The following is a 16,434-nucleotide window of genomic DNA, read 5'->3' on the forward strand; positions in this document are numbered from 1 at the left end:
CCCCCGCCCTGCGGGCGGGGGGAGCGGTCATGGCGTGACCGTGATCGCGCAGTTGAAGGTTTTTTGAGGCGTATCGCCATGCAGGCGTGGTAGCAGTTGGACCAGCTTCAACTGACCGTCGCCTGCCGAGTGGGCAGTGAAGCTCCAGCGCAGTAGCGAATCCCCGCCAAGCTGAGCCACATGCTTGGGAGGAGGAATTTCGCCAGTGCGGGCTCCCTCTTGCACGGCTTCCTTTACCGGCGCGCCCTGTACTTCGGTGCTGAGCAGTTCGGGGGCGGCATGGGTGAGTTGCCATTTATAACCGATGGAGTGGTTGGTTATCAGCGTGACATGCAGTGGCTGGCCCTTTTTCAGGGTCAGCGGGCACTGGGTTGAACTGCCAATGTGTAGACCGGGGGTAGCCCAGGCAGGCGAGGCAAGCAGCGCCGTGGCGGCGAAGGCAAGCAGAGGCTTGGTGATCATGTGCAGTTTCTCTTTGATGAAGGGAAACTGCATGGTCGAAGGGCAGGGGACTGCCTGGCAGCGGGAAGCCTTTCGTACCGCCGGCTGGCAGAGTGGCGTATATGCAGCCCCTCACTTCACCCGCACGGCGCAATCGAAGGTCTGCACCGGGCGCACTTCCGGGGCCCAGGGCTGCTGGTAGACCAGCACCAGGTGGCCTTCACCGGCGGCCTTGGCCTCAAAACGCCAGGTGGAAATACCGGCGCTGCCGACGATACCGGTCTCTTCCGGGGCGCTGTACACCTCTGGGCCGAGGCTGCGCAGGATGTTCGACGCCGGGTTCTGTACCAGCCAGCGGTAGCCTGTGGTGGGGTTGCTGGGCAGGCTCAGGGTCAGCCCCTGGCCGACCTGCAGGCGTTGCGGGCATTCGCTTTCGGCGTCCAGTTCGACGTTGCGTTGGGGCTGTTGCGCGCAGGCGCCCAACAGCGCCAGGCCAAGCAGGAACAGTACACGGTAGTAGGGCATGGTGGCTCCGGGTCGGGGGCGAAATAGCAGCGGGGCAGGAACACCTGCCCGCTGCTGTCGGGGATGCTGGATGCCTTAGGTTGCTACTCCCGAGCCTGTTCAGGCTCGAATCAAGGGAGCAGGACCATGAATGCAAACAAGGCTGATTATGATCAGCTGCAACAGGACGCTGCAATCGTGCCGGGCAAGCTGGTGCAGGCCATGGCCGAGCGCGACGGTGAGGGCGAGGGCGGTTTGACCCTCAGCCGCGAGCACATCATCACCATCAACCGTTATGTCAACTTCGTCTTTGCCCTGCCCGCCACCCCCGACAACCTGCAGCGTTGGCTTGGCTACAAGGATGTCAACGAGCCAGAGCTCAAACCGGCTGCGTGGGGCAAGCTGTTCGCCGACCTGCGCATCCATGCGCGCAGTTGGGCGCCGCTCTCGGACAACAGCAAGCGCCTGTCCAGCCAGCTGGCGGCGACCGCCAATTCGATCGGTAGCGCAGGCGAGGCGATCGTCGAGCTGACCGCCGAGGTTCTCAAGCTGAACAAGCAGAGCGAATGGCGGGACGTCGCTTTGCGTGCCCCGCTGCCGTTGGGGGCCAGCGACCGCGAGTCGGTGTCGATGCTGGTCGAGTACATGCAGTTTCTCAACGAAGATGTACGCGCCTATGGCGCCCAGGTTGCTGCCGTGCAGAAGCAAACCGAGGTGTTTCGCGATACGGCCCGCTTCAAGTTGATTCCTGCGGTCAAGACCAAGGGCCAGGCTGTCGAGCGCAAACAGAGCGATGGTGAGGTCGAGCAGCTGCGCAGCCAGTTGGCAGAGTTGGACACCGAAATCGAAGCGCTGAACAAGGAGTACGACCAGTACGTCAAGATGGCGCTGAGCGGGCTGGCTGCCGGGGTGATAGGCGCAGTGATCACCGGGGGCATTTATGGCAGCAAGGCCGAGAAGGTGCGCAAGGAGCGCAAGGCGCGCCAGGCCGAGCGACGTGCGGTTGGCGAGCAACTGCGCGTGCGGGTCAACCTGGAGGGGCGCATGGAGGTGCTGTCCACCTTCATCAACGAACTCGATACCCGCCTTCAGGACGTGGTGACTTCGGCGTCCCACCTGCAAACAGCCTGGGGCATCGTTGGTGCCTACATCGACACTTCGATCTCACGCCTGGAACGTATCGACGACACCCAGCGGCTGGCGATTTTCGGCCTGCATTTCAAGCAGTTTCTCAGCCAGTGGGCCGCCATCGAGAAAACCACCCTGCAACTGACCCGCATCTTCGACGAAGCCGCCTCGGCGCAATAAAGGTGTACGAACATGAACGACAACGTCACTTACCTGCAGCCTTCCGATGTGCCGCAAATGCAGCGCATCCTTGCCGCGAACCAGGCATTCACCTCGGCCTGGCAGAAGGGCACGTTTAAATTTGCGCCACTGCTTCAAGAAGGCCTTGAGCGGCACATGAAGCTGTTCGACGGCTGCCGCCGGCAATTGGCGGCCAATGCCCAGCGCCTTGTGGCGGAACTTGCCAGTGATCCTCTGGCCGACATTCTCGATGCCCTCTGTGAGGACGATGATGCAGAACTGATCGGCCTTGCCGGAGAGACCCGTGACACTGTCGTGTCGCTGTTGGGCCGTCTGCTGGCCCACCTGGCGAGCGAGCGCCAGGCACTTGTCGCATTGCCGGTACTGGACGGGGAGTCGAACAAGCAGCAGCTACTGAAACAGCAAAAAGCAACTGCTGGCACCGAGCGCCAACTGGCCGAGGAGCACGGGCGCGAGGCCGCCAGGGCCGAAAGCGTGCTCAAGGCCATTGCCACCCTGGAAGCCAATGGCCTGGAAACGCGCTTCGGCGGTGTCGTGCCGTCGCTTGCCGACTTGCAGAAACTGGCGGCCCCCGGCGGTGAGGCGCAGCTGACGGCCGAAGCTATTACCCAGGCAGTGGAACAGCTCAAGGTTGTGCTGGGCGATCTGATCGAAGGCATGCGTTACCAGCAGCTGCAACGTGAGCGCCGTGCGCTGCAGGAGCGTGTCAACGGCCTGGCTCGACAACTGCGCGAGTTGGGTCGGGCGCAGGCCGAGCTGCAGGCTAACCTGGTGGCGCTGGACGACTTGCCACGGCTGCTTGCGCTGCGTGCAGAGTGGGACAGTGCGACCAATGCCCTGCGCCATTCGTTGCAAAGCCGGCAGACGCAGATCGTCAGCCATGCAATGGCCAGCGCCAGTGACATCGCCTCGTTGACGCAGGCGTTTGCGGCGCTGCTCGGCTTCCTTCGCAGCCTGCTCGAACAGGACCGTCGAGGGTTCTGAGTGCCAAGCACCGTCAGCCGGAGGCGTTGGCGGACGGTGCCTTTCATCTGGAGTATTCGAATGAACCCGAGACAATTGCACTACGACACCCTGCAAGCCAAGGCGATCGTGCTGCCTGGTGCGCTGATCGAGGCGATGTACGCACGCGAGGGCGCAGGCCAGGCGGGCCTGCTGCTCACCCGGCCGGCCTTGCAGGCACTCGATGCTTACCGCGCAAGTGTGCAGCGCATGCCGTCTGATGTTGCTAAAACCAAGGAGTGGCTGGGGTACGAGCAAATCAGCGAGCCTGAGCTGACGCCCCAGCGCATGCTGTTGTTGTTCCAGCAGTTGCGAGTACACGGTAACGCCTGGACGGTCTTGCGTGTGCAATGTCAGCAGGTTACCAGCGGGTTGCAACGGCACGCCGACAGCATCGAGGCGCAAGGGCGCAAAGTGCTGGCATTGGCCGCTCGCACCCGTGCCCTGGGCGCCAACAAGGGAAGTTGGGAAAGCCTGCAACTCGCGCCGCCTGCCGCGCTCGATACCCATGACCTGCAGCTGCTTGCTGCCATGGGCGGCGAACTGGTGCGATTGCACGGGCTTGTGGATGATTATGACCAGCAGGTCGACACCTTGCGCATTGGCCTGCAGACCTTTCGCGATACCGCCCGTGAGCGTTTGGTGCCTTCCATTGTCGAGAAATGCCGGGCGGCAAGGCGCTTTGCCAGCTCGCCGGAGGCTGACAACCTGAGCTGGGAGCTTGGGATGCTCAATGAGGATATCAAAGCGGCGCGGCGCGACTATCAGCGTTACTCGAAGCAGTCATCCAGCGGCTGGGTTGGTGGCCCGTTCGGGTTTCTGATCAGCAGTTCGATTTATGGCCGCAAGGCCAAGGAGGCGCGTGCCGAGCAGAGGAGGCTGGAGCAACGTCACCAGCAGCTCAGCCAGCGCCTGGCGCAGCACCGGCGGGTCGAGGGCCGGGTCAACCAGCTCGACAGCGAGATGCAACTACTTGAAACCGAACTGTGGGACGTGGTGCTCGCCAGCGGCCACTTGCACACCGCCTGGCAGACCATCGAAGCCTATCTGGAGAGTGCCATGGAACGCCTGCAACGCATGAGTACCCGCCAGCAGCTCGCGACGTTCATGTTCCACTTCAGGCAGTTCCTCAGCCAGTGGGTGGCCATCGGTGAGCATGCCAGGGGCATGAACAAGGTGTTTGAATAGGGCGGGCCATGCCGGCCCGCCTGTGCTGCTGTTTCAGCTGAACAGTACCTTCGCCACATCCGCATAGCGTTTGGCGAAGTGCACGGTCAGGCCTTCCTTCAGGTACGCCGGCAATTCGGCGAAATCGCCACGGTTGGGTTCCGGCAGGATCAGCTCGAAGATTTTCTGCCGGCGCGCGGCGATGACCTTCTCGCGCACCCCGCCAATCGGCAGCACCTGCCCGGTAAGTGTCAGCTCGCCGGTCATGGCCACGCCCTTTTTCGGGGCCTGGTCACGGGCCAGCGACAGCAGGGCGCTGGCCATGGTCACGCCGGCGCTGGGGCCGTCCTTGGGCGTGGCGCCTTCGGGTACGTGCAGGTGGATGAAAGCCTCGTTGAAATAGCCCGCTTCGCCACCGAAGGTTTTCAAGTTCGAGCTGATGTAGCTGTAGGCGATTTCGGCGGACTCTTTCATTACATCACCCAACTGGCCGGTGAGTTTCAAGCCGCGGTTGAGGGTGTGAATGCGCGTGGCCTCGATCGGCAGGGTGGCGCCGCCCATGCTGGTCCAGGCAAGGCCGGTGATCACGCCCTTGCCGGCCAGCACCTGCTCGCTGCGGAACACCGGCATGCCGAGGGCGGCCTCCAGGTCCTTGTTGGCGATCTTCAGTTTTGCATCCGGCTCGTCCAGCAGCTTGACCACGGCCTTGCGCACCAGTTTGCCCAGCTGTTTTTCCAGCTGGCGCACGCCGGCCTCGCGGGCGTAGCCCTCGATTACCGTGCGCAGGGTGCTGTCGCTGATGCTCAGGCTGCTTTTCGACACGCCGGCCTTGTCCAGCTGTTTGGGCCAAAGGTGGCGCTTGGCGATGGCCAGCTTCTCTTCGGTGATGTAGCCGGACAGGCGGATCACTTCCATACGGTCGAGCAGGGGGCCGGGGATCGAGTCCAGGGTGTTGGCGGTACACACGAACAACACCTTGGACAGGTCCAGGCGCAGGTCCAGGTAATGGTCGAGGAAGTCGACGTTCTGCTCGGGGTCGAGGGTTTCGAGCAGCGCCGAGGCCGGGTCGCCCTGGTAGCTCTGGCCCATCTTGTCGATCTCGTCGAGCATGATCACCGGGTTCATCACCTCGACATCTTTCAGCGCCTGCACCAGCTTGCCGGGCTGGGCGCCGATGTAGGTGCGCCGGTGGCCCTTGATCTCGGCCTCGTCGCGCATGCCGCCGACGCTGAAGCGGTAGAACGGCCGGCCGAGCGATTCGGCGATGGACTTGCCGATGCTGGTCTTGCCCACCCCGGGCGGGCCCACCAGCAGCACGATGGAGCCGCTGATCTCGCCCTTCCAGGCGCCCACGGCGAGGAATTCGAGGATGCGCTCCTTGATGTCGTCGAGCCCGGCATGGTGGCGGTCGAGCACCTTGCGCGCGTGCGCAAGGTCAAGCTTGTCGGCGCCATACACGCCCCAGGGCAGGGCGGTGGCCCATTCCAGGTAATTGCGGGTGACGGCGTATTCGGGCGAGCCGGTTTCGAGGATGCCCAGCTTGCCCATTTCTTCGTCGATGCGTTTTTTTGCCTGCTCGGGCAGGGTCTTGCCTTCCAGGCGCTGCTGGAACTGTTCCAGGTCGGCGCTGCGGTCGTCCTTGGTCAGGCCCAGCTCCTGCTGGATCACCTTGAGCTGTTCCTTGAGGAAGAACTCGCGCTGATGCTCGCCGATCTGCCGGTTCACTTCGGCGGAGATTTCGTTCTGCAGGCGGGCGACCTCGACCTCCTTGCGCAGCATCGGCAGCACCTTTTCCATGCGCTTGAGCATGGGCACGCAGTCGAGTACTTCCTGCAACTGGTTGCCGGTGGCGGAGGTCAGGGCGGCGGCGAAGTCGGTCAGCGGCGACGGGTCGTTGGGGCTGAAGCGGTTGAGGTAGTTCTTCAGCTCTTCGCTGTACAGCGGGTTGAGCGGCAGCAGCTCCTTGATCGCGTTGATCAGGGCCATGCCGTAGGCCTTGACCTCGTCGGTGGGCTCGGCCGGCTGGCGCGGGTACTCCACCTCCACCAGGTAGGGCGGGCGGTGGTGCTTGAGCCAGGTGCGGATGCGTACCCGGCTCAGGCCCTGGGCGACGAACTGTAGCTTGCCGCCTTCGCGGCTGGCATGGTGCACCTTCACCAGGGTGCCGTACTCGGGCAGTGCCTTGGTGTCGAAGTGGCGGTGGTCTTCCGGCGGAGTATCCATGAAGAACAGCGCCAGGCTGTGGTGCTCGGACTTGGCCACCAGGTCCAGGGTTTCGGCCCAGGGTTCCTCGTTGACGATCACCGGCAGCACCTGCGCGGGGAAGAACGGGCGGTTGTGGATCGGGATCACGTAGACCTTGTCCGGCAGTTGCTGGCCGGGCAGGGCGAGGTGGTGGCCGGTGCTGGCCGCTTTATCGAGGTGTTCGACTTCGCTGTGTTCGTCGGGATGTTCCGGGAAATCCTGCTGGTCGCTCATGGGGCACCTGCTTGAATGGCTATGGGTGCTTAGATGGGGAGCAGCGCTGCAGGTTTCAATGGCCGGCGGATGAACGATCTGTCACTGTCGTGGTGGCGAAGTTGTGCTCCACCCAACCGGATACGAGGCTGCCGATGGCGACGTTGCAAAGGATTCGAAAAGAGCTGGAACTGATGGTCAAAGACCCGCCGGATGGGTGTTCGGCAGGACCGTTCGCAGATGGCGACGTGTTCGTGTGGAAGGCATCGATCATGGGGCCGTCGGGGACGCCCTACGAGCAAGGGGTGTTCTTTCTGGAACTGGTGTTCCCGCAGGATTACCCGCTTTCGGCGTTGCAGGTGAAGTTCCAGACGCGTATCTACCACCCGAATGTTGGCAGCGCCGGGGAGGTGGGGCTGGATGTTCTCGGTGACAACTGGTCACCGGCGCTGACCGTGGGCAAGGTGCTGTCGAGCATCATGTCGCTGTTGCGCGACCCCAACCCGGAGCCTGCGTTGCAGCCGCAGATTGCCGAGCAGTGGTTACGCGAGCGCAAGGCGTTTGACGATACCGCCAGGCAGTGGACCCGGCAGTACGCCATGTGAGGGGGGCTGCTCATCGCGGGGTAAGTCGCATCAGTGCACCGCTGCTCCCACGTGGGAGCAACGGTGTTGTACTGCCTGTACTGGCCCCATCGCCGGCAAGCCGGCCCCTACAGGGGCGTGCAACGCCCGGAACGAACGCGGTCCCTGTGGGGCTTTAGCCGCGAAGCAGGCGGCGCGATGCAGCTGCTTACTCGCCCAGCTTGTAGGCGATGATGTAGTCACCCATCTTGGTGCCCAGCGAGCCGTGCCCGCCGGCGACGATCAGCACGTATTGCTTGCCGTCCTTGCCGGTGTAGGTCATTGGTGTGGCTTGGCCGCCAGCCGGCAGGCGGGCGCTCCACAGCTGCTTGCCGTTGCTCACGTCATAGGCGCGCAGGTACTGGTCGAGGGTGCCGCTGAGGAAGCCCACGCCACCGGCCGTGACGATCGAGCCGCCCATGCTCGGCACACCGACCGGCAGGCCGATCGGCACCGGGGTGCTGTCGCGGGTGGTGCCGTTCTTGTACTTCCACACCACCTTGTTGGTGAACAGGTCGATGGCCGCCACATAGCCCCAGGCCGGTGCCTGGCAAGGCACGCCCAGCGGCGACATGAACGGGTGCATGGTTACCGCGTAAGGTGCGCCGGTGTTCGGCTGCACGCCGCTGGTTTCGCTTTCGCGCTTGCTGCCCTCGGCCACTTGCTCGCGCGGCACCATCTTCGACACGAAGGCCATGTAGTTGGGCGAGGTGAACAGCAGCTGGCGCACCGGGTCGACCGACACGCTGCCCCAGTTGAACACACCGACGTTGCCCGGGTAGACCAGCGTGCCCTGCTCGGACGGCGGGGTGTACTGGCCTTCGTAGCGCAGTTCGCGGAACTGGATGCGGCAGAGCATCTGGTCGAACGGTGTAGCGCCCCACATGGCCTGTTCGGTCAGTTCCGGGCCAAGCAGGTTGAGGTCGGAGCGGGCCTGGGTCGGTGCGGTACGGTCACCCTTGACCGCGCCCTGCGGTACCGGGATTTCGCGAATCGGCACGATCGGCGTGCCGTCGCGGCGGTCGAGCACGTACAGGCTGCCCTGCTTGGTCGGCACGATCACCGCAGGTTTTACCCCGTCGTCGGTCTTCAGGTGCACCAGAGTCGGCTGGCTGCCGACGTCCATGTCCCACAGGTCGTGGTGGGTGAACTGATAGTTCCAGCGCGCCTTGCCGGTGGCCAGGTCCAGGGCGACGATGCCGGCGCTGTACTTCTCGGCGCCCGGGGTGCGGTCAGCGCCCCACTGGTCGGGGGTCTGGTTGCCCAGTGGCAGGTAGACCATGCCCAGCTCTTCGTCGACGCTGGCCAGCGACCACATGTTGGCCGAGTTGCGGCTGTAGAACTTGCCGTCGGCCAGGGGTTTGGTGTCGTCGGGGTTGTTGCTGTCCCAGTTCCACACCAGGCGGCCATCGTGCACGTCATAGGCGCGGATCACCCCGGACGGCTCGTTGGTCGACTCGTTATCGGTGACGTGGCCGCCGATGATCACCAGCTCGCGAGTGATCGCCGCCGGCGAGGTGGAGTAGTAGCCACCGGCAGTGAACGGGCCGATGCCGCGGGTCAGGTCGATCTGGCCCTGGTTGGCGAAGCCTTCGCAAACCTTGCCGTTGTCGGCGTTGATGGCGATCAGGCGGGCGTCGGCGGTGGGCAGGTAGAGGCGGCGCGGGCAAGCCTGGGCCACGGCCTGGCCTGCGTCACTGATTTTCGGTGCCGGGCTGCCGTCACGGCTGACGTAGCTGTTCTCGTCGTAGTACGAGACGCCGCGGCAGGTCATGTGGGCAAAACCCTTGAAGGTCTTGGTGGGGCTGGTGATCTGCGGGTCGTAGCGCCAGATCTCGGCGCCGCTGTCCGGGTCCAGGGCCAGCACCCGGCCGTGGGGCGTGCAGGCATAGAGCATGCCGTTGGCCTTGAGCGGGGTGTTTTCGTTGGTCAGCTCCACCGGGTCGTTGTCGGTGGGCAGGTCGCCGGTGCGGATGCGCCAGGCTTCGGTGAGCTGGTAGGCGTTCTGCGGGGTGATCTGGCGCAGCGGCGAGTAGCGGTCGCCGTGCTCGCTGCGCCCGTATGCCTGCCAATCGCCGTCGGGCATGGCCGGTGCGGCGCTGGCCATCTCGCTGCTGTCACGGGTGAAGTGGCCGCGGATCTCGCCCGGGTGGGTGAACTGGCTGGCCACGGCGGTGGCGCCGGAGGCCACCACGGCAACGCTCAGCAGCGCGGTGTTGAGCCTGGCGGCCGGGCCGAACAGCGGGCGGCGCGCCCAGGGCAGCAGCAGAACCACGCCGATGGCGAACCAGATGGCCAGGCGCGGCACCAGTTGCCACCAGTCCAGGCCGACTTCAAGCAGGGCCCAGACGGTGCTGGCCAGCAGCACCACGGCGTACAGGCCCAAGGCAATGCGGCGCATGGCCAGCAGCAGGATGCCCGACAGGGCGAAGCCGATACCGGCGATCAGGTAGTAGAGCGAGCCACCCAGCTGGCTCAGCTTGATGCCGCCGGCCACCAGGGCCAGGCCCATCAGCAACAGCAGCACGCCCATCAGGCGGGGTAGCCAGCGGGTTCCAGTCTTGGCACTTTCGGTGCTCATCAAAGGTTCTCCGTATGTGTGAAAAGTCAGGTCAGAAACTGCTTTGGATCTTCAGGCCGCCGATCAGCGCGTCATCGACCCGCGACACCCCGCCCGGGTGGCGGATGTACTGCAGGTTCGGGCGCACGGTGAGCCAGTCGGCCAGATGGATGCCGTAATAAAGTTCGGCGCTGTACTCGGTGTCCTGCACGGGCAGGTAGCCGGGGTTGTCGTAGTCGTCCAGGCCGGCGGCCTGGTTGATGAGGCGGGCGTTCTTGCGGTAGCCGGGGTTGACGTGCACGCGTGCCAGGGCGAAACCGATGTCGTCCTTGGCGCGGGCATCGAAGGGGCCCTTGTAAAGCAAACCTGCCTGCACATAGTTGTCGATGGCATTGGTCTTCTTGTCGTGAACCGTGGCGTTGGCGAACAGGCTCAGGCCGCGGGACTGGTCGGACGCCTGCGCAGTCACCTGCTGCTGGGCACCGAGCCACAGGCCATGCTTGCTCGAACTGCTGCGATAAGCTGCGCCGCTGATGGCGGCAGGCTGGCCGTTGCGGTCCTTGAGCACATCCTGAGCCTTGGCATTACTGTAGTAGTAGCCGGCGCGATATTCCCCTTTCAGGCCAATTACCTGCGGGCTCCACACCAGTTCCACCGGCACGACCGCGCCCTGGGTGCCGCTCCCGCTGAGCTTGAAGCCGTTGCCCGATTCAAGGTTGGAGGGGTTCTGCTCGAATACGCCGACCTGGGCGTAGAGCTGCTCGCTAATGTTGTAACGCACCCGCAGCGCCCATTGGCTGACCGGCCAGTTGTACCAGATGCCGCCCACCCAGTTGCCCACCTGCGAGCCGCAGAAGGCCAGGTTCTGGAAGTCGCAGGGGAAGCTGTTGAAGTCCTCGCCTTCGCCGAAGCGGCCGACTTTCACATCCAGCGCGCCGTCGAAGTACTTCTGCTTGACCCACATTTGCGTCAGCCGCCAGGTTTCGCCGCGGCCCCAGACTTCCTGGGCCGAGGTGAAGCCACCGACCCGCGGGTCGTTGATGCGGTCGTTGCTGATGTTGTCGCCGTGGCGCTCGGTGACGGTGAGTTGGAACTCGGTGGCCTGCCAGCCGAGGATCTTTTCAAGGTCCATGTGCGCGCCCAGGGTGAACTGATCGCTGTAGCGCGCGGCGCGGTCGTGGCTGTAGCCGCCGTGCAGGTTGCTGCCCATTTCGCCGGTGTAGCCGAGGGTGAAGTCGTAGCCCTTCTCGAGCAATTCGCTGCGGGTGCCGCCCCAGTCGCCGAGCATCCAGGGTGAGTCCTTGGCGAACATCTCGCTGGCGCTGGTGGTGAGGGGTAGGGGGCCGAGCAGGGCGGCGAGGGCTAGGTGACGAACGACGACGGACATGAGATAGCGCTATCTTTTGATTATTGAGAAAACGGCAAACGCATCGAAGCCTGGGGGGCTTCGAGGAAAATGGCGGTCAAGGTGTAAAGATGAAGCGTTTCAGCTTGCGGCGGGGAGGATATAGGGGAATTTGTAAGAAAAAAAGACAAATTGTCGCAGGGGATTGTTGCTGAGCAGGTAATAGTCGAGTTGCTTACAGCGAACCGAGGTCGAGGAGCGGGAGCAACTGTCTTGCCCAATTTTTAAAAGTTGGCGCGATTCCTGTGGGAGCGGGTCCACCCGCGAACACCGGCAAAGCCGGTGCCATCCACCGCGGTGCCTGCTTCGCGGGCAAGCCCGCTCCCACAGGTACGGTGCAGGAGCGGGTTTTGCACAGTCCTGCGGGAGCGTCAGCTTTCAGACATTGCGCAAGGCAGGCTTGCGCTCAATGAATCAGAACGTGGTGCGCAACCCCACCTCGACACTACGCCCCGGCGCCGGCGCAATATCCCGCAGGATGGAGCTTGCATAGCGCACGGTCTGGTCGGTCAGGTTCTCGCCACGCACGAACGCCAGCCACTCGCTTTTGCCGATATCGAAGCGATAACCCACGCTCGCACCCAGGGTGGTGTAGCCGTCGGTGCTGGTCTCGTTGCTCGGCTTGCGGTGCTGCGAGGATGCATGTTGCACATCCACCCGCGCCTGCCAGCGGTCCAGTTCCCACACCAGCCCGCTGTTCAGGCGCAGCGGGGCGATGCGCGGCAGCGGCTCGCCGCTGTCGAGGTTCTTGGCCCGGGTGTAGTCGCCCGACAGCTCCAGGGCGAAACTGCCGTACTGGTTTTTCAGCAGTTGCCAGCGGTCCTGGGCCTCGACCCCGTAGAAGCGCGCCCGCACGCCCTGGTAGAGCAGCTCGGGAAATTCGTCGCCCTCGTCGGTAAGGCGCGTGTTGCCGCTGTCGATCAGGCCGATGTAGTTGCGAAAGTGGCTGTAGAACACTCCCACGCTGCCTTTGTGGGTGCCGTTGTCGAAGCGCAGGGCCAGGTCGGCGGAAATCGCCTTTTCCTTGTTCAGGCTGGCATCACCCACCTCGTAGGCGCCGGTGGCGATGTGGGCGCCGTTGGCGTACAGCTCGTAGAAGGTCGGTGCGCGTTCGGTGTAGCCCAGGCTGGCAGCCAGTGCCCACACCGGATCCAGCTGGTAGACCGCGCCCGAGTTCAGGCTGAAGGCGTTGAAGTTGCTGGTGCTGTCGGCGGCGGCGAAGGTGTCGTTGCCTTTGGCATCCGGCTCGATGCGGGTGTGCTCCAGGCGTGCGCCCAGGCTCAGGTTCAGGCGCTCGGTAGCTTGCCATTGCTCGAGCATGAACAGCGCCAGGCTGTCGGTGTCGCTTTGCGGTACGAAGGCTTCTTCGCCCAGGGCGGAGAACTCGTTGCGGTTGAGCTGCACGCCAACCACCCCCTCCACCGGGCCGAGCGGCTGGTGGCGGGCTTCGATGCGCGCTTCGTAGCCTTTGTTCTTGAAGGTGGTGCCCACCTCGCCGTCTTCGATTTCGCGGTGTTCGTAGTCGGTGTAGCCGGCATCGAGCTTGACCGAGGTGAACGGCCCGTCGAGGTCGCGCAGCTCGGAGGCGAAGGCGTAGTGGTCCTGCTTCATGTCCAGGCGTACGCCGCTTTCGGCCACCGAGCCGTAGTTGCTGTCGTAGCGGCTGTAGGACAGGCCGGCATAGCCGTGATCCCAGTGGTACGAACCGCCGATGGCGCCGCCGTCCTGGCGCCCGTCACTGTTTTCCAGGCGGTGCTTGCTGCCGGGCTCGTCGGCGTCGCGCACCTTCGAGCTGCGGGCATAGCCCGGGATGCGCAGGTCGTTGAACGAGCGGCTGCTGGCGTCCAGGTGCAGGGCGAATTCGCCGTTGCCGGCTTCGAGCTTGCCGGCGCTGCTGCGGGTGGTGTCGGCGCCGCCGTAGCGCAGCTCGCCGGCACCATGGATGCCGTCGATGGGCGAGTCGGGGATGCGGTTGTCGAAGGTGTTGACCACCCCGCCAATGGCGTTGCCGCCATACAGCAGCGCGGCCGGGCCGCGGACGATCTCGACCCGGTCGACGTTGATCGGGTCCAGCGGCACGGCGTGGTCGTAGGACAGCGACGAAGCGTCCAGGGCACCGACGCCGTTACGCAGGATGCGAATACGGTCCCCATCCAGGCCGCGGATCACCGGGCGGCTGGCGCCGGGGCCGAACCAGGTGGAGGCGACGCCAGGTTGCTTGTTGAGGGTTTCACCCAGGCTGCCGTGCTGCTGCAGCAGCAAATCGTCGCCTTCGAGTACGCTGCTCGGGGCAGCCAGTTGGGCGTTGCCCAGCGGGTTGGCGGTGATCACCTGGGGTTGCAGTTCCACGGCCTGGCTGGGGGATGAGGCCAGCCACAGGGCGGCGGCGAGGGGCGTGAGGCGCAGGGGGATGTGACGCATAGGGGCGTGGCGTTCCTTGGCAGACATTATTTATTGTTACAATATAACATCTCTATTTCAGCACAGGGGCCTCATCCCCGGCAAGCCGACGATTGCGGCTACCACAGGCCGCAGATCCCAACACCGCTCTACACTCGTGTAATGTGCGCACCTTCCCGAACCTGGAGCACTGGCATGAGCACGGCCCAACATAACGCGCTGCACGGCAAGACCCTCGAGCAGATCCTCACCGAGCTGGTGGCGCACTACCAATGGCAGGGCCTGGCCGAGCGTGTCGATATCCGCTGCTTCAAGAGCGACCCGACCATCAAGTCGAGCCTGACCTTCCTGCGCAAGACGCCATGGGCCCGGGAGAAGGTCGAGCAGCTGTACGTGAAGCTGCAGCGCAAAGGCTGATGCCGCACCGCCCCTGGCTGACCCTGGCCGCCGTGCTCGGTTGGGCGGGGCTGGCGGTGCAGCTGTACCTGGTGCTGCTGGCGCGCTGGCAGGAGCAGGCCAGCCTGATCGGCGGGCTGGTCAACCTGTTCTGCTATTTCACCGTGCTCAGCAACACCCTGGTGGCCACGGTGCTCAGCCACGCCGCGTTCGGGCGTGAGTCGGCGGCGCGGCGCTGGTTCTTGTCTGCACCGGTCAGCAGCTGCATCTGCGCCAGTATCGTGTTGGTGGGGCTGTGCTACAGCGTGCTGCTGCGTCATCTGTGGCAGCCCGAGGGCTGGCAGTGGCTGGCGGACGAGCTGCTGCATGATGTGATGCCGGTGCTGTTCGCCCTGTACTGGTGGTTCGAGGTGCCCAAGGGGCGCCTTCGCCCGTGGCACCTGGCGGCCTGGGCGTTGTACCCGGCGCTGTACTTTGCCTTTGTGTTGCTGCGCGGGCATGAGATCGGGGTGTACCCATACCCGTTCGTGGATGTGGCGCAGTTGGGGTATGGGCAGGCGATGCTCAATGCCCTGGGGGTGCTGGCGGGGTTCTGGGGGATCGGGCTGGTGTTGCTGGGGTTGGATCGGTGGCCGGGGCGTACGAGCTAGGTTGAGTATGGGAGCAACTGCCTTGCTCCATTTCTGAAAGCTGGGGCTCTCCTTGTGGGAAGCGGCCTTGTGTCGCGACGGGCTGCGCAGCAGCCCCGGCGATTTCACATGAGGTCGAGATCCTGGGGCTGCTGCGCAGCCCATCGCGACACAAGGCCGCTCCCACAGGGGCATCTGCGGGGCTGAAATTTATTCGTCGTCGGCAGTACCATCCGCGCGCCAGTAAGCGGCGGCTTTCAAGGCCTCTTCCTGTACGCCCTTTTCCAGCAGCAACGTCTTGGCCTGGCGGGTCAGTGACTTTTCCAGCGCCACCCAGCTGTACAGCCGGCCCTCGGGCAGGGCCAGGCGCTGCACGACACCCAGCAGGTCCTGCGCATGCCGGCGTACCCAGATCACCTCGACCTGCGCCTGGCTCGCCAGCGCCTGGCGCTCTTGCTCATCTTCTACCTGGATCACCGCCAGTACCTTGCGGCCCGCTGGCAATTCTTCAAGGCGCCGGGCGATGGCCGGGATTGCCGTTTCGTCACCGATCAGCAAGTAGCTGTCGAAGATGTCCGGCACCACCATCGAGGCCCGCGGGCCTGCGATGTTCAAGGCCTGCCCTGGCGCTGCCTGGGCTGCCCAGGTAGAGGCGGGGCCGTCGCCGTGCAGGACGAAGTCGATGTCCAGCTCCAGGTTGACCAGGTCGATGCGCCGCGGCGTGTACTCGCGCATGGTCGGCCGGGCGCCGCCGTCACGGCCCAGGTTACGGGTATCGATGGCGTGTTGCTGCTCTGGTGTGGTGGCGAACAGCAGCTTGATGTGGTCGTCCGTGCCCAGGCTGGTGAAGCCGGCAAGCTCGGCGCCGCCGAGGGTGATGCGGCGCATGCGAGGGGTCAGGTCGGTGACCTTCAGCACCACCAGGCGGCGCTGGCGGATCTCGTGGTTGACGCGATGAATGGAGTCGCTCATGGGGTGTTCTCCGTGGTGGCCGGCCCTGCGGCAATGGCCTTGGCGGTGTCGTTGAGCAGGGTGCGTACCCGCTCGATCTCGTCGGGCGTCCAGCGGCCGCTGTGCATGTGCAGGGCATGGCGCAGGTTGCCGACGGCTTCGTGAATCTCTGGCGGGCGGTCGTGGCCGCGCAGGGCGCGCTTGCTCACCTCGATGCGCATGCGCACGCCGTCCAGCGCCACGGCCTGTTCGGCCAGGGCCGTGCGGCCGGCATCGGTGATGGCGTACAGGCGTTTGCTGCCCTGCACCTGGCCGCCGATCAGCTCGGCTTCTTCGAGGTAGTTGAGGGTCGGGTAGATCACCCCGGGGCTGGGACTGTAGCTGCCATCGAAGAGGTTTTCGATCTGGCGGATCAGGTCATAGCCGTGGCCGGGCTGGCCGGCCAGCATCGACAAGATCAGCAATTTGAGGTCGCCCGGGGCGAATACCCGCGGGCCGCGCTCGCCCCGGCCGGGGCGGCGTTCGAAAGGGTCGTGGTCGCGCATGGCGCAGGGCTCCGTCGGTTTCGAT

Annotated in this window: 14 protein-coding genes; 6 read left to right on the forward strand and 8 right to left on the reverse strand. The window is 64.6% G+C overall.

Features of this window, described 5'->3' with window-relative positions; genetic code table 11:
• Window positions 1–27: 27 nt before the first annotated feature.
• A complete protein-coding gene (locus KSS93_RS08900) occupies window positions 28–462 on the reverse strand; it encodes a protease inhibitor I42 family protein (protein ID WP_217887968.1) in 435 nt (144 codons plus the stop codon).
• A gap of 111 nt (window positions 463–573) precedes the next feature.
• A complete protein-coding gene (locus KSS93_RS08905) occupies window positions 574–966 on the reverse strand; it encodes a protease inhibitor I42 family protein (protein ID WP_217887969.1) in 393 nt (130 codons plus the stop codon).
• Between the two features lie 126 nt (window positions 967–1,092).
• Between KSS93_RS08905 and KSS93_RS08910 the strand changes: the two genes are divergently transcribed.
• From KSS93_RS08910 to KSS93_RS08920, 3 genes are read left to right on the forward strand one after another with little or no spacing between them, the layout of a single operon-like run.
• Window positions 1,093–2,253 carry an alpha-xenorhabdolysin family binary toxin subunit A gene (locus KSS93_RS08910; protein WP_217887970.1) on the forward strand — a complete coding sequence of 387 codons (1,161 nt, stop codon included), beginning with the start codon at window positions 1,093–1,095 and terminating at the stop codon, window positions 2,251–2,253.
• A 12-nt stretch (window positions 2,254–2,265) separates the two neighbouring features.
• Window positions 2,266–3,258: an alpha-xenorhabdolysin family binary toxin subunit B gene (locus tag KSS93_RS08915; protein WP_217887971.1), complete on the forward strand. Its 993-nt coding sequence runs from the start codon at window positions 2,266–2,268 to the stop codon at window positions 3,256–3,258.
• 60 nt (window positions 3,259–3,318) lie between these two features.
• Window positions 3,319–4,464 carry an alpha-xenorhabdolysin family binary toxin subunit A gene (locus tag KSS93_RS08920; protein ID WP_217887972.1) on the forward strand — a complete coding sequence of 382 codons (1,146 nt, stop codon included), beginning with the start codon at window positions 3,319–3,321 and terminating at the stop codon, window positions 4,462–4,464.
• Window positions 4,465–4,497: 33 nt separating this feature from the next.
• Here the strand turns inward: KSS93_RS08920 and lon are convergent, their stop codons facing one another.
• Window positions 4,498–6,921, reverse strand: a complete 2,424-nt coding sequence (gene lon / locus KSS93_RS08925; RefSeq protein ID WP_217887973.1) for an endopeptidase La — start codon at window positions 6,919–6,921, stop codon at window positions 4,498–4,500.
• A gap of 134 nt (window positions 6,922–7,055) precedes the next feature.
• Here lon and KSS93_RS08930 point away from each other — a divergent pair, with 134 nt between their 5' ends.
• A complete protein-coding gene (locus KSS93_RS08930) occupies window positions 7,056–7,505 on the forward strand; it encodes a ubiquitin-conjugating enzyme E2 (RefSeq protein WP_217887974.1) in 450 nt (149 codons plus the stop codon).
• A 187-nt stretch (window positions 7,506–7,692) separates the two neighbouring features.
• Here the strand turns inward: KSS93_RS08930 and KSS93_RS08935 are convergent, their stop codons facing one another.
• From KSS93_RS08935 to KSS93_RS08945, 3 genes are all read right to left on the reverse strand, one after another.
• Window positions 7,693–10,104 carry a glucose/quinate/shikimate family membrane-bound PQQ-dependent dehydrogenase gene (locus KSS93_RS08935; protein ID WP_217887975.1) on the reverse strand — a complete coding sequence of 804 codons (2,412 nt, stop codon included), beginning with the start codon at window positions 10,102–10,104 and terminating at the stop codon, window positions 7,693–7,695.
• A gap of 31 nt (window positions 10,105–10,135) precedes the next feature.
• Window positions 10,136–11,470 (reverse strand): carbohydrate porin, encoded by a 1,335-nt coding sequence (locus KSS93_RS08940; protein WP_217887976.1) that lies wholly within the window; start codon window positions 11,468–11,470, stop codon window positions 10,136–10,138.
• Between the two features lie 432 nt (window positions 11,471–11,902).
• Window positions 11,903–13,909, reverse strand: coding sequence for a TonB-dependent receptor (locus KSS93_RS08945; RefSeq protein WP_217887977.1), 2,007 nt, complete (start codon window positions 13,907–13,909; stop codon window positions 11,903–11,905).
• A gap of 174 nt (window positions 13,910–14,083) precedes the next feature.
• On the opposite strand from KSS93_RS08945, the gene KSS93_RS08950 reads away from it, so the two are divergent.
• Window positions 14,084–14,305 carry a VF530 family protein gene (locus KSS93_RS08950; RefSeq protein WP_217887978.1) on the forward strand — a complete coding sequence of 74 codons (222 nt, stop codon included), beginning with the start codon at window positions 14,084–14,086 and terminating at the stop codon, window positions 14,303–14,305.
• A complete protein-coding gene (locus tag KSS93_RS08955; RefSeq protein ID WP_217887979.1) occupies window positions 14,305–14,934 on the forward strand; it encodes a Pr6Pr family membrane protein in 630 nt (209 codons plus the stop codon). The genes KSS93_RS08950 and KSS93_RS08955 overlap by 1 nt, the downstream gene beginning before the upstream one ends.
• A 189-nt stretch (window positions 14,935–15,123) precedes the next feature.
• Here the strand turns inward: KSS93_RS08955 and KSS93_RS08960 are convergent, their stop codons facing one another.
• On the reverse strand, window positions 15,124–15,885 hold the full coding sequence (locus KSS93_RS08960; protein WP_217887980.1) for a siderophore-interacting protein: 762 nt from the start codon (window positions 15,883–15,885) through the stop codon (window positions 15,124–15,126).
• On the reverse strand, window positions 15,882–16,409 hold the full coding sequence (locus KSS93_RS08965; protein ID WP_217887981.1) for a PadR family transcriptional regulator: 528 nt from the start codon (window positions 16,407–16,409) through the stop codon (window positions 15,882–15,884). The genes KSS93_RS08960 and KSS93_RS08965 overlap by 4 nt, the downstream gene beginning before the upstream one ends.
• Window positions 16,410–16,434 lie beyond the last annotated feature (25 nt).

This window comes from Pseudomonas xanthosomatis (genome assembly GCF_019139835.1).
Classification (GTDB): Bacteria; Pseudomonadota; Gammaproteobacteria; order Pseudomonadales; family Pseudomonadaceae; genus Aquipseudomonas; species Aquipseudomonas fakonensis.